Origin of the sequence: Microbulbifer thermotolerans (assembly GCF_900112305.1) — a bacterium.
In the GTDB taxonomy this organism is placed as follows: Bacteria; Pseudomonadota; Gammaproteobacteria; order Pseudomonadales; family Cellvibrionaceae; genus Microbulbifer; species Microbulbifer thermotolerans.
Map to the genome: position 1 here is coordinate 139057 of NZ_FOKT01000004.1, position 13216 is coordinate 152272.

The 13216-nt window shown below is 61.8% G+C and carries 12 protein-coding genes; 9 read left to right on the top strand and 3 right to left on the bottom strand.

What is annotated here, in order from left to right; translation table 11 throughout:
- Positions 1-63: 63 nt before the first annotated feature.
- Both BM155_RS07650 and rsgA read right to left on the bottom strand, forming a co-directional pair.
- Positions 64-858: a sulfurtransferase gene (locus BM155_RS07650; protein ID WP_074902203.1), complete on the bottom strand. Its 795-nt coding sequence runs from the start codon at positions 856-858 to the stop codon at positions 64-66.
- The gene (gene rsgA, locus BM155_RS07655) at positions 855-1889 is read right to left on the bottom strand and encodes a small ribosomal subunit biogenesis GTPase RsgA (RefSeq protein WP_074902205.1); all 1035 of its coding nucleotides are present in this window, start codon (positions 1887-1889) and stop codon (positions 855-857) included. Before rsgA ends, BM155_RS07650 begins: the two co-directional genes overlap by 4 nt.
- 90 nt (positions 1890-1979) lie before the next feature.
- Here rsgA and orn point away from each other — a divergent pair, with 90 nt between their 5' ends.
- Entirely contained in the window at positions 1980-2519 is a 540-nt protein-coding gene (gene orn / locus BM155_RS07660) for an oligoribonuclease (protein ID WP_074902208.1), read from the top strand.
- Positions 2520-2576: 57 nt separating this feature from the next.
- Here the strand turns inward: orn and queG are convergent, their stop codons facing one another.
- Complete coding sequence (gene queG, locus BM155_RS07665; RefSeq protein WP_074902533.1) at positions 2577-3689, bottom strand: tRNA epoxyqueuosine(34) reductase QueG; 1113 nt, start codon at positions 3687-3689, stop codon at positions 2577-2579.
- Between the two features lie 90 nt (positions 3690-3779).
- Here queG and BM155_RS07670 point away from each other — a divergent pair, with 90 nt between their 5' ends.
- From BM155_RS07670 to hflK, 8 genes are all read left to right on the top strand, one after another.
- Entirely contained in the window at positions 3780-5261 is a 1482-nt protein-coding gene (locus tag BM155_RS07670; protein WP_067150364.1) for a bifunctional ADP-dependent NAD(P)H-hydrate dehydratase/NAD(P)H-hydrate epimerase, read from the top strand.
- Positions 5261-5749 carry a tRNA (adenosine(37)-N6)-threonylcarbamoyltransferase complex ATPase subunit type 1 TsaE gene (gene tsaE, locus BM155_RS07675; protein WP_067150367.1) on the top strand — a complete coding sequence of 163 codons (489 nt, stop codon included), beginning with the start codon at positions 5261-5263 and terminating at the stop codon, positions 5747-5749. The genes BM155_RS07670 and tsaE overlap by 1 nt, the downstream gene beginning before the upstream one ends.
- A 96-nt stretch (positions 5750-5845) precedes the next feature.
- Positions 5846-7156 carry an N-acetylmuramoyl-L-alanine amidase gene (locus tag BM155_RS07680; protein ID WP_074902211.1) on the top strand — a complete coding sequence of 437 codons (1311 nt, stop codon included), beginning with the start codon at positions 5846-5848 and terminating at the stop codon, positions 7154-7156.
- 80 nt (positions 7157-7236) lie between these two features.
- Positions 7237-9081 (top strand): DNA mismatch repair endonuclease MutL, encoded by a 1845-nt coding sequence (mutL, locus tag BM155_RS07685; protein WP_074902213.1) that lies wholly within the window; start codon positions 7237-7239, stop codon positions 9079-9081.
- A gap of 58 nt (positions 9082-9139) precedes the next feature.
- Positions 9140-10063 carry a tRNA (adenosine(37)-N6)-dimethylallyltransferase MiaA gene (gene miaA / locus BM155_RS07690; protein WP_074902538.1) on the top strand — a complete coding sequence of 308 codons (924 nt, stop codon included), beginning with the start codon at positions 9140-9142 and terminating at the stop codon, positions 10061-10063.
- A gap of 161 nt (positions 10064-10224) precedes the next feature.
- Positions 10225-10509 (top strand): RNA chaperone Hfq, encoded by a 285-nt coding sequence (gene hfq / locus BM155_RS07695; protein ID WP_067150375.1) that lies wholly within the window; start codon positions 10225-10227, stop codon positions 10507-10509.
- Between the two features lie 102 nt (positions 10510-10611).
- On the top strand, positions 10612-11928 hold the full coding sequence (gene hflX / locus BM155_RS07700) for a ribosome rescue GTPase HflX (RefSeq protein ID WP_067150378.1): 1317 nt from the start codon (positions 10612-10614) through the stop codon (positions 11926-11928).
- 141 nt (positions 11929-12069) lie between these two features.
- Entirely contained in the window at positions 12070-13209 is a 1140-nt protein-coding gene (gene hflK, locus BM155_RS07705; protein ID WP_067150381.1) for an FtsH protease activity modulator HflK, read from the top strand.
- The last annotated feature ends 7 nt before the right edge of the window (positions 13210-13216 follow it).

Genomic DNA, 13216 nt, shown 5'->3' on the forward strand with positions numbered 1-13216 from the left:
CCTGCAAAAAGAGTGTTGCCGGATCTATCCGGCGGGAGAGGCAGCAATTTTTCCGAGTGGTGGCTAGCTTTCCACCGGTGTGTCCGGCAGGTTACCCCACTCACTCCAGGAGCCGGGATAGGCGCGGATATCGAAGCCCAGGGACTTGCCCACCAGCCAAGTGAATCCAGAGCGGTGGTGGCTCTGGCAGTGGGTGACGATTTGTTTGTTGCCGTCGATGCCGAGCCCGGCGAGAAAATCCCGCGCGTCCGCGCGGATACGCAGGTCCCGCTGAGGATCCATCAGCTGTGTCCACTCGCAGTTGACGGCGCCGGGAATGTGCCCGGCTTTCATCGCCAGGGCCCGCGCGCCACTGTACTCTTCGGGCGAGCGGGCGTCCCAGATAATGAAGTTTTCCTCGCCCAGGCGGCGTTGAATTTCCTCCGCATCCATTGTGGGGGCGGGATCAATGCTGATTTCGATGTTGCTGGCAGTAGGCGCTACCGGCTCTGTGGACAGGGGCAGCCCGGCAGTGCGCCAGGCGTGCATGCCGCCGTTTAGGTAGCTGTAGGTTTTGTGGCCAATCACCTCTAGGGTCCACAGGAAACGCCCGGCCCAGCCGCCCCCTTCGTCGTCGCAGGCCACCACCTGTAACCCGGGACGGAGGCCAATTGCGCGAAATACCTGGGTTAATCGCTCGGCGCTGGGCAGTTTGCCGGGGGCCGGAGGGGTGCCGGCCATCAGCGTCTGGAAGGGCAGGTGCAGGGCGCCGGGAATATGGCCGCTTTGATAATTTTGTGCGGAACTCAGGTCCACAACCAATAAGTCTTCTTTTGCGAGCTGGTCTGCCAGTTCTTGCGGTTCAATAATCAGGTTCAACGTTCAGACTCCAGGCTGGTGCGGAGGTGCAGAAAACTGTTCATGCGCCTTTCGCTGATATCGCCGCGCGCCTTGGCCTCCAGAATGGCGCAGCCGGGCTCGCCCTGGTGGCGGCAGTCGCGGAAGCGGCAGTGGCCGATAAACGGGCGAAATTCCACAAAACCCTCCAGCAGCGATTGTTCATCCATATGCCAGAGGCCGAATTCGCGAATGCCGGGAGAGTCTATCAGATCACCGCCGCCGGGCAGGTGAAAGAGTTCTGCTGCAGTGGTGGTGTGGGTACCTTTCATGGTGGCTTCAGACAGAGCCCCGGTGCGCGCTCCGGCGCCGGGGAGCAGGGCATTGACCAGCGAGGACTTGCCCACGCCGGACTGGCCGACGAAGACACTGGTGCCTTTGGCCAGGGTTTGCAGAAGTTCCGGCAATCCTTCCCCGCTTTTGGTGGACAGGCGCAGTACCTGGTAGCCGAGGTCGGGATAGGGGGCCAGCAGCTCCTCCAGTGGTTCGCGGTTACCGTCGTCGATCAGGTCAATCTTGTTCAGCAATAGAATCGGCTGGATACCGGTGGCTTCCGCGGCCACCAGATAACGGTCAATCGCATTGGCAAAGGGCTCTGGGTAAGGTGCTATGACGACGACAATTCGGTCTATATTGGCGGCGATGGTTTTCAGTTCGCCGTAGCGGTCCGGCCGCTGCAGCTCGGAGCGCCGCGGCAGGCGCGCACCGACCACGCCGCAGTCGGCGCTGTGTTCGCCGTGGGCGGGACACCAAGCCACGCGGTCACCGGTAACCAGGGTGTCGATATTGGCGCGCAGGTGGCAGCGCTGGCGCAGCTTGGGCTCCGCCTCACTCTCCACCAGCACCTGGGTGCCGTAGTTGGCGATGACCAGCCCTGTTTGTTCCGGCCCCAGGTGGCCCTCTTTGAGCGCCTGCTCGGCGCTGTCCGCGCGCCGACGCGCACGCTCCTCGCGCTCCTTCTGGATTTTGGCGATGCGCCACTGCTGGCGCCGGCTCAGTTTGCGTTTGCTCATTCGGGGTTTGCCTGGAAACTCGCGGCGGATTATAGCTTGCAACGCCCGCCCAATGCGGTAACTTGCCTCCAAAGCTAAAGGAGACCCGCAGTGGACAAGAACAATCTGATCTGGATTGACTTGGAAATGACCGGCCTGGACCCGGAAAAAGAACGCATTATCGAAATCGCCACCATCGTAACCGACGCGCAACTAAATATTCTCGCGGAAGGGCCCAATCTGGCAGTGCACCAGAGCGATGCCCTGTTGGATGCGATGGATGAATGGAACACCACGCAGCACGGCGGATCGGGGCTGGTGAAGCGGGTGCGGGAGTCGACCATCTCCGAAGGGGATGCGGAGCGGGAGACCATCGCTTTCCTGCGCCAGTGGGTGCCCGAGGGTGCCTCGCCCATGTGCGGAAACTCCATCGGCCAGGATCGTCGCTTTCTGGTCAAATACATGCCGCAACTGGAAGCCTATTTCCATTATCGGAATCTGGATGTCAGCTCTATTAAGGAACTGGCGCGGCGCTGGCGCCCCGATGTTCTGGAGGGGGTAAAAAAACAGAGCAATCACCTGGCCCTGGACGATATCCGCGATTCTATCGAGGAGCTGAAGCACTACCGCGAGCACTTCTTCCGTCTGTGAGCGGTCACAGCGCCCCGAAAGCTGCGGCAGGGCTCATACGAATTTATCAGCGCTCCCTCAGGCCGGTGATTTGGGGCGCTTGATCTTGCGCTTGCGCCTGTGGCCACTGCGCAGGCGAGCCAGTGCCCAGTCGATGTGCTCTGCCACCAGGGGCGTTGCGTCGGGCCGCGCCGCCTCCAGCGCGGCGACAATTTCCCCACATGCCTCTGCGTTGCCCAGCGCCACCGCGAGATTTCGCCGCCAGCGTTCGTAGCCGATGCGCCGGATCGCGGACCCCTCGGTATTGCGCAGAAACTCCTCCTCACCCCACTTAAACAGTGTCAGCAAATCGCCATCGTCCAGGCCGTGGCGCGGGTGAAAGTCCCTCTCCCCGGTGGGTTTGGCAAATTTGTTCCAGGGGCAGATGATCTGGCAGTCATCACAGCCGAACACCCGGTTGCCCATCGGTTCGCGGAACACCTCCGGGATAGGGCCCTTGTTCTCGATGGTCAGGTACGAGATACAGCGGCGCGCGTCCAACTGATAAGGGGCGATAAATGCGTCCGTGGGGCAAACCTTGAGACAGGCGGAACACTCCCCGCACTGATTGGGCTGCGTACTTTTATCCACTGGTAGCGCCAGGTTGGTGTATATCTCGCCGAGAAAAAACCAGGAGCCCGCGCTGGAATTGATCGCCATGCAGTTCTTGCCGATCCAGCCGAGTCCCGCTTTCTCCGCCAGTGCCCGCTCCATCACCGGCGCACTGTCGGTAAAGGCGCGGCCGGCGGAATCAAAGCCCCGTTCTGCGCACCAGGCGTCTATCTTTTGTGCCAGATGCGCCAGTCGCTTGCGGATCAGTTTGTGGTAGTCGCGCCCGGTCGCATAGCGGGAGATGTACGCTTTGCGGGCATCTTTCAGTACCCGCACTGGCTGCGTATCCGGCGGCAGATAGTCCAGGCGCGCGCTGATTACCCGCACTGTGCCCGGCTGCAGCAGCTCCGGGCGCCAGCGTTTTTCCCCGTGAGCGCCCATCCATTCCATATCGCCGTGGTAGCCGGCCTCCAGCCAGGCGCGCAGCCTTTCGCCATGTGCTTCGAGGTGGCAGTCGGCGATGCCCAATTGTTGGAAGCCCAGCTCGCGGCCCCAGGTTTTGATCAGAGCCGCCAGTTCGACAAGTAAAGGTTCATTCATAGTATTGAACGCAACGGGCGCCAACAGGGCGTCCGGTAGGTATAATTCCTGCTATTTTGCCACAGTTTAAATTTTGATCTCAGGAGCCCCATGGACAGGCCCCAACCCCTTTACGGTGCAGAGGCGCTGCGCGCGCTCGATCGCCGCACCATAGACGCGCTGAAGATCCCCTCAATCGCGCTGATGAAACGCGCCGGACGCGCCGCTTTCGCGCGGTTGCTGGAACGCTGGCCGGACGCTGGCAGTGTCCAGGTATTCTGCGGCGGCGGCAACAACGGTGGCGATGGCTATGTAATTGCCGCTCTGGCGGCACAAAAACAGATTCCCGTGACCGTCTATGCCTGCGTGGCCCCGGAAGCCCTCAAGGGCGATGCCCTGAGGGCCTGCGACTACGCCCGCAGCGAAGGTGTTCGTATCGTGACTTCCCTGGAGGATCTCGATAACACGGGCGAAGACACGGTGATCGTGGATGCGTTGCTCGGTACCGGTTTCAGCGGCGAGCTGCGGGGGGCGGTGGCCCCGGCCGTGGAACATATTAACGCCAGTCCCGGGCCGGTACTGGCGGTGGATATTCCATCCGGCTTGAGTGCCGATACCGGAAGTGCCGGTCAAGCGGTGTGTGCGGACGTCACGGTGACTTTTATCGGCCGTAAATTGGGGCTCTATTGCGGTCGCGGCCCGGCTCTGAGCGGCGAGATTCTTTTCGAAAGTCTCGGCGCGCCGGAGCAGGTGTACACAGAAGTCGCGCCCTTGGCACAGCGCTTCGATGGCGCCAGTATCCAACGTCTGCCCGCGCGCGCCGCAGATGCTTATAAAAACCAGTTCGGCCATGTGTTGGTGGTCGGCGGTGACAGCGGCACTGGTGGTGCCGCTCTCATGGCTGCCGAGTCCGCGGCCCGCGCCGGTGCGGGTCTGGTGTCGCTGGCCACGCATCCCCAGCACCTGGTGGCTTCTCTGACTCGCCGCCCGGAAGTAATGGCACACCCGGTGATTTCAGGTCAGGAGTTGGAACCGCTGCTGGAGATGCCGGATGTGATCGCCGTGGGGCCTGGCTTGGGCCGCGCTCCCTGGGGCGAGCAACTGCTGGCCCGCGCCGGTCGCGCCGACGTGCCGCTGGTACTGGATGCGGATGCTCTGAATATCCTCGCCGGCGGTCGCGTGCTGGCTGGTGTCCGGCGGCATGATTGGGTGCTGACACCGCATGTCGGTGAGGCGGCGCGGCTGCTCGGTTGCGGTACGGGGGATGTGCTTGCCGATCCGCGCGCGGCGGCCATCGCGATTCAGAAAAAATTCAGTGGTGTGGTGGTATTAAAGGGGGCGGGTACGCTGATTGCCCATCCGAGCGGTGTGGATCTGATCAAGGGCGGCAACCCGGGCATGGCCTCCGGCGGCATGGGCGATCTGCTCACCGGCGTGATCGCAGCCCTGATCGGCCAGCATATGACGCCGCTGGAAGCCGCGCGGCTAGCGGTATGGCTGCACGGGGAGGCGGGCGACCGAGCCGCTGCCGACGGGCAGCGCGGCCTGTTGGCCACAGACCTGTTGCCACATATCCGCAAGCTGGTGGACTGATGGTATTGCAACTGACACTGGCCGATGAAACTGCCACTGTCGCCGCGGGCGAAGCGCTCGGCCGCGCCTGCCGGGCCGAGGGGCTGCATGAGGGGCTGACACTATTCCTGCACGGCCAGCTCGGTGCCGGCAAGACTACGTTATGCCGAGGTGTGCTTTCCGCTTTTGGCCACCAGGGCTCGGTAAAGAGCCCCACCTACACTCTGGTGGAACCCTATGAGTTGGGTTCGCAGCGGGTCTTCCACTTCGATCTGTACCGGCTGGGGAACCCGGAAGAGCTGGAATTTATGGGGGTGAGGGATTATTTCACTCCCGGTAGTTTGAGCCTGGTGGAGTGGCCTGAGCGGGGTGCTGGTGTGCTGCCAGCCCCGGATCTGGAGGTGGAATTGGTTCTGCCGGACAGCGGTCGCAAGTTGCGTCTGAGCGGGCGCTCACCGCGGGGCGAGGCCGTGCTGAAAAGATTGCAGGAGCTGCTGGGCAACCTCTGAGACAGCGTTCATACGTGTTGGGCGGAGGTTCCCTGTAAAAAAAATCCGTGCAGGTCGCGGGGACGGAGGGCAGGGAATTATCGACAGGGCAGAAAAATGAAAACAGTTTGGCAGCGATTACTCGTCCTGGTGATCTTGGGGAAGCTGATTTTGCCTGCGCAGGCGGCGGAAGTGGAGGGTGTGCGCCTGTGGCGCGCGCCGGATCACACGCGGCTGGTGTTTGATCTCAGCGGCCCGGCGGAACACAAGTTGTTTACCCTGACTGGCCCTCACCGGGTGGTGGTCGATGTGACCGACACACGCCTGGCGGCGCAGCTCGACCACCTGGAACTGGGTAATACCCCCATAGAACGCCTGCGTCACGGTCGCCACGACAAGAAAAATCTGCGCGTAGTACTGGACCTGAAACAGCAGGTAAAGCCCAAAAGTTTCGCCTTGAAGCGCCATGGCGGACTGCCGGACCGCCTGGTGATCGACCTGTACGACAGGGTGGAAAACGAAGAGAAGACTCTGCAGCAGGTCAGCCGTGAACGAGATATCCTTGTCGCGATCGACGCTGGCCACGGCGGCGAAGATCCAGGTGCGCTGGGGCCCGGAGGCTTGCGCGAAAAAGACGTGGTGCTGGCCATCGCCAAGAAGTTACACAGTGTTATCAATGCAAAGCCCGGGTTTTCCGCTCGTCTGGTGCGCAGTGGCGACTACTATATTCCGCTGCGCGAACGGGTGAAGAAAGGCCGCGGTATGCGCGCCGACCTGTTTGTGTCAATCCACGCCGATGCATTTACTCGCAAGGATGCCCGCGGTGCCGGGGTGTATGCCGTATCCTCCCGTGGCGCCACCAGTGAGACGGCGCGCTTTCTGGCCCAGCGGGAAAACGAATCCGACCTGATCGGCGGTGCCGGAAGCCTGAGCCTGGATGACAAGGACGATACCTTGGCGGGCGTGTTGTTGGATCTGTCCATGACCGCAACCATGAATGCCAGCCTGGATGTTGGGGCCAGTGTGTTGAATTCCCTCGGCAGTGTGACCCACTTGCACAAGAAGAAGGTGGAACAGGCCAACTTCGCTGTGTTGCGGTCACCGGATGTGCCATCGATTCTCGTGGAGACCGGCTTTATCACCAATCCACAAGAGGCGCGGCGTCTGCGAGACCCGTCCTTTCAACGCAAACTGGCGGAAAAGCTCAGCGAAGGTATAGTGGCGCACTTTACCAGCCGCCCGCCAGCGGGCACCTGGCTGGCCGCCAACCGAGACAGGGTCGATCGGCGTCACACTATCGCCCGCGGCGATACCTTGTCCAGTATCGCGGCGCGTTACAATGTGTCCGTTTCTGAACTGAAGAAAGTCAATGGTATCGACAGCTCAGTGATTCGGGTCGGCCAGACGCTGACCATTCCCTCCGGTTGATCAGATGCGCAGCCGCCGCGTGGTAGGTCGCGCCCAAAACGAAGAAACTGACAGGTGCCTGTCCGCAGGCGAGATTCAATATGTCCGACAGAATCCAGCTGTTGTCCCCCCGCCTCGCGAACCAGATCGCCGCCGGCGAAGTGGTGGAGCGCCCGGCTTCAGTGATCAAAGAGCTGCTGGAAAACAGTCTCGACGCCGGTGCGACCCGCCTGGAGGTGGAAATCGACAACGGAGGTATCAAGCGCATCAAGGTGCGTGACAATGGTGGCGGCATCGATAAAGACGATCTGCCACTGGCGCTGGCCCGCCACGCCACTTCCAAGATCCATGCACTGGAAGACCTGGAAGCGGTGGCCACCCTCGGGTTTCGCGGTGAGGCCCTTGCCAGTATCTCATCGGTGGCACGCCTGACTTTGACCAGCAGCCGCGACGACAGCGGCCAGGGCTGGCAGGTCGCAGTATCCGGCCGCGACATGCAGGCGGCGCTGGCCCCGGCGGCGCATCCGCGGGGCACCACCGTGGACGTGCGCGACCTCTTCTTCAACACCCCGGCGCGGCGCAAGTTTCTGCGCACGGAGAAGACTGAGTTCAACCGGGTTGACGAGACCATCAAGCGTCTGGCCCTTTCTCGCTTCGATGTCTCCATCAGCCTGCGCCATAACGGCAAGGGTGTGCACAATCTCCGCGCCGGGCTCGGCCGGGTAGAGATGGAGCGGCGCGTGGCGCAGGTCTGCGGGCCGGCGTTTATGCAAAATGCGCTGCATATCGATGTGGAACGCAGCGGCCTGCGCCTCTGGGGGTGGGTGGCCGAGCCTGCCTTTTCCCGCTCCCAGGCGGACCTGCAGTTTTTCTACGTCAACGGTCGCGCTATCCGCGACAAGGTTGTGAGCCACGCGGTGCGCCGCGCCTTTGCCGATGTCCTCTATCACGGCCGCCATCCGGCCTTTGTACTCTACTTGGAACTGGATCCCGCCGCGGTGGATGTAAACGTGCACCCCACCAAGCACGAAGTGCGCTTCCGGGACAGCCGCCTTGTGCACGATTTTCTGTTCGGTAGCCTGCACCGGGCACTGGCGGATGTCAGGCCGGGGCAGAGAGAGGAGCGGGAACAGGTGCCGGAGGAAACCGTCAGTGGTATCCGCGCCGGCGAGTTCGCCGGCCAGCAAAAGATGCCTCTCAGCACGCGGCCATCGCCGGTGGATTTGCAGCAGCAAATGCAGAATTACGCCGCGCTGCACCAGCCATATCAATCGGAATCCAGTGTGGCCGAAGCGACGCCCCCAGTAGCGCCTGCTCGGCCGGCGCCCGCCTTGCAGGTTTCCGAAAGTGATACAACCGAAGCGCCGCCACTGGGCTACGCGCTGGCGCAGTTGCACGGCATCTATATCCTGGCTCAGAACGAGCAGGGCTTGATTGTCGTCGATATGCACGCGGCGCACGAGCGCATTGTCTACGAACAAATGAAAGCCGCCTACGCCGCCGGCGGGATACAGGCGCAGCCACTGCTGGTGCCGGTGAGTCTGGCGGTCAGTCAGCGGGAGGCGGACTGTTATGAGGAACGCAGCGAGGTCTTCACCGCGCTCGGCTTCGCATTGCAGCGGGCCGGCCCCGAGACGCTGCTGGTGCGCCAGGTGCCGGCGATGTTGCACGGTGCCGAGGTGGAACAGTTAGTGCGCGACGTACTGGCGGACCTGTTGGCACAGGGGGGCAGTAGTCGTATCGGGGAGCGCATCAACGAGATACTTGCCACCATGGCCTGCCACGGTTCGGTGCGCGCCAACCGCAAGCTCACCGTGCCGGAAATGAACGCCCTGCTCAGGGATATGGAGCGCACTGAGCGCAGCGGCCAGTGCAATCACGGCCGTCCAACCTGGACACAAGTGAAATTGGCGGATATGGACAAGTGGTTTTTGCGTGGCCAGTGAACTGAAAGGGCAAACCGGCGCTGCACAAGCGGGAGAAAAGCCCCGGGCGATTTTCCTGATGGGGCCGACGGCATCGGGCAAGACAGACTTGGCGATGGCGCTGTCCGATCGCTTGCCCGTTGAGCTGGTCAGCGTCGATTCGGCACTGGTTTATCGCGGTCTGGATATCGGTTCTGCAAAACCCAGCCCCGAGGAGCTGGCCCGCTATCCCCACCGCTTGATCGATATCTGTGATGCCGCTGAGTCTTATTCCGCTGGCCGTTTTCGCGAGGAGGCCCTGCTGGCGATGGCTGAAATCACCGCTGCCGGCAAAATTCCGCTGTTAGTTGGCGGAACCATGTTGTATTTTCGCGCTCTACTGGAGGGCATGGCGCAGTTACCCGAGGCGGACCCGGCCCTCCGGGCGGAACTGGAGGCGCGCGCCGCGCGGGAGGGGTGGCCGTCGCTGCACGCGGAATTGAGCAGGGTGGACCCGGAGCTGGCTTCCCAGTTGCACCCCAACCACTCGGTGCGCATTGAGCGGGGGCTGGAGGTTTATTACCTGACCGGCCGCCCCCTGTCAGCGCTCCGCCGCGAGCGGGCGCAGGACTCGCTTACCGAGCGGTACGAGCTGCGGCAGATGGCGTTGTTGCCGCGAGACAGGGCACTGCTGCACGAGCGCATCGCCATTCGTTTTCAGCGAATGCTGGACGCGGGTTTTGTCGACGAGGTGCGGCAATTGCGTGCGCGGGGAGACCTGCACGAGGATCTGCCGGCGATTCGCGCGGTGGGATACCGCCAGGTATGGCAATACCTGGAGGGGCGCTTAAATTACGACGAAATGGTGGCTGCGGGTATCGCCGCCACCCGTCAACTGGCCAAACGTCAGCTTACCTGGCTGCGGCGCTGGCCGGACCTCACGCCGGTCTACGCACAGGATGCCGATGGTCGGGTGCGCAAAAATGACGAAATATTGGCGGAGGTCTTGAAATTTCTTGGCTGAGCATCCATAACGTGACTTCAGTCAGTTTGTTCATTGAGTCTGGCTGCTTCCGGCTCTTTTTATTTACACGCGTTTCAACCTCAGTCGTCTCTTAGTCCACGGCTTTCGTGGGCGCGATTGCGGCCTGCATTCGCATCCAGCTTTTGACAAGGAGAAAAAAGATGTCAAAAGGGCATAGCTTACAAGACCCTTACCTCAACGTATTGCGCAAAGAGCGTATCCCGGTTTCCATCTATTTGGTTAACGGCATCAAACTTCAGGGGCAAATAGAATCTTTCGATCAGTTTGTGGTACTGCTGAAAAACACTGTCAGCCAGATGGTGTACAAGCACGCTATCTCCACTGTGGTTCCGTCCCGTGCGGTGCGCGTGCCACTGCTGAACCCCCAGGCTCAGCAGGGCGGCGAGGGTGCCGGTGGCGAGGGCGGCGGAGAAACTTTCGGCTGACTCTGACCATCCCCCGGATTGAACTGCGCCTCGGCTTGCCGGGGCGCCTGTGGTTTGGCGCCATGACTTTTGGGCTTGCGGCCCCCCACAAGAGACTTCCCATTGTTTTTTGAACGACCGGAATCCGGTGAGCTGGCGGTACTGGTTCACCTGGAGCTCTCCGCCATCGACAGCCCCGACGACCCGCGTGAATTCGAAGAGCTGGCGCTCTCCGCCGGCGCGGACCCTGTGGCTTTTATCTTTGGTCAGCGCGCCGCGCCGGACCCCAAAACCTTTGTCGGACGCGGCAAATTAGAGGATATACGCCAGGCGGTAGTGGATCACGGCGCGGAATTGGTGATCTTTGACCACGCCCTGTCTCCCAGTCAGGAACGCAATATCGAGCGCGAACTCAAGTGTCGGGTGCTGGACCGCACCGGATTGATTCTGGATATTTTTGCCCAGCGGGCCCGCACCCATGAAGGCAAGTTGCAGGTGGAATTGGCGCAGCTGCGACACATGGCGACACGCCTGGTACGCGGCTGGACACACCTTGAGCGGCAGAAAGGCGGTATCGGTCTGCGCGGCCCGGGCGAGACACAGCTGGAAACGGACCGCCGCCTGTTGCGGGCGCGCATCGATTCGATCGAGAAAAAGCTGGAAAAGGTGCGCCGCCAGCGGGAGCAGGGGCGCCGCGCTCGCTCGCGCGCTGAAGTCGCCACTGTATCCCTGGTGGGTTATACAAATGCCGGCAAATCGACCCTGTTCAACCGCCTGACCGATGCCGGTGTCTATGTGCGCGATCAGTTGTTCGCGACTCTGGACCCGACCATGCGCCGGGTAGAGTTGCCCAGTGTTGGCGCCATGATACTGGCGGACACGGTCGGCTTCGTATCCCACCTGCCGCACAAACTGGTAGAAGCTTTCCGCGCCACCCTGGAGGAGGCGGGCAATGCGACCCTGTTGCTGCATGTGGTGGATGCCGCGGCGGAGGATCGGCTGCACTTGATGGAAGAGGTGCAGAATGTGCTGGAAGAGATAGGCGCGGCCGAGCTTCCACAGTTGTTTGTCTTCAACAAGATAGATCTGCTCGCTGACAGTGAACCCAGAATTGAGCGGGATGACCAGGGTCAGCCGCGCGCCGTGTGGCTATCTGCCGCCAGCGGTGCCGGCTGCGACATGCTGGTGGATGCCATTGCCGAGCGGCTCGGCGAGCAGATGGTCTCCGGCCTGCTGTTGATCCCGCCGCAGCACTCGCGCCTGCGCGCACAGTTGTATGCCATCAATGCAGTGCAGAGCGAACGCTATCGCGACAATGGTGACTGTGAATTGCAGTTACTGTTGCCGAGGGGCGAATTGCAGCGGCTGCTGGCCCCCTATAGAGACGGTGACCAGGCGCCCCAATGGCAGCCGCGGGAAGCAGTTGGCGACCACTGTTGAAGGCCGTCCGAAAATGCCGCCGCCGGCACCGGGCCTGGCTGCAGATAAGGCGCCGCGGTGGCAGAGCGCAATAATTCACTGGCGAAGAATGCTAGAATCCGCCGATGCGTAACGTTAAATGATCAGAGTTGGAGTGTTTTGATGGCCTGGAACGAACCGGGTGGTAACAACAAGGATCCCTGGGGTGGTGGAAACCGCAACGATGGCCCGCCGGATCTCGATGAGCTGCTGCGTAAACTGCAGCAGAAGTTAAACAACCTTTTTGGTGGCGGCTCCGCTTCCGGTACCGGCGGACAGGCCAAATTCCCCTGGGCGCTGGTGCTCATCGTATTGGCGGTGCTTTATGGTGTGTGGGGCTTTTATCAGGTCAACGCCAACGAGGCCGCCGTGGTTTTGCGGCTGGGTAAATACCACTCCACACAGTCGGCGGGTCTGCACTGGAATCCGCCGCTGATCGACACCGTTACCAAGGTGAATATGACTGAGGTGCGTACAGAGCGCACCACCGGGCAGATGCTGACCAAGGACGCCAGCATCGTCGATGTGGTGCTGCAGGTACAGTGGCATATCGACGACGCCGAAGCCTATGTACTGCGCGTGCGCGACCCGCTCAAGAGTCTGCAGGAAGCCACCGACAGCGCGCTGCGCCATGTGGTTGGTTCCTCCAGTCTCAACGGCGTAATCTCACAAAACCGCACCAAAGTGTCCGCGGAGACACAGAAGCGTCTGCAGCGTTATTTGGACCTCTACCAGACCGGCATCCGTGTCGACGTGGTCAACCTTACTGACGCCAAGGCGCCTCGGGAAGTGCAGGATGCCTTCGACGACGTGGTCCGTGCCCGCGAAGACGAGGTGCGGCTGCAGAACGAGGCCCAGGCCTACGCCAACCAGGTGATTCCGGTCGCGCGCGGTCAGGCCCAGCGCATGATTGAGGAAGCGGAAGCCTACAAGGCGCGGGTGGTGGAAAATGCGCGTGGTGAGGCTGTGCGTTTCGAGAAGCTGTTGGCCGAGTACGAGCGGGCTCCGGAAGTCACCCGCGAGCGCCTCTACCTAGACGCCGTGCAGGAAGTGATGGCCAGTGCCTCCAAAGTGATGGTGGATATAGAGGGCGGCAATAACATGATGTATCTGCCCCTGGATAAACTGGCGGAGCAGAGCGGTACCCAGGCACTGCAGCGCAGAGACGTTTCTCCACAGGTGGTGGACGAGATCTATCAGCGCATCGTCGACCGCCTGCGCACCGAGGCTGCCAACAGCCGCCGCAGCCAGAATGTACGATAAGGGGGTG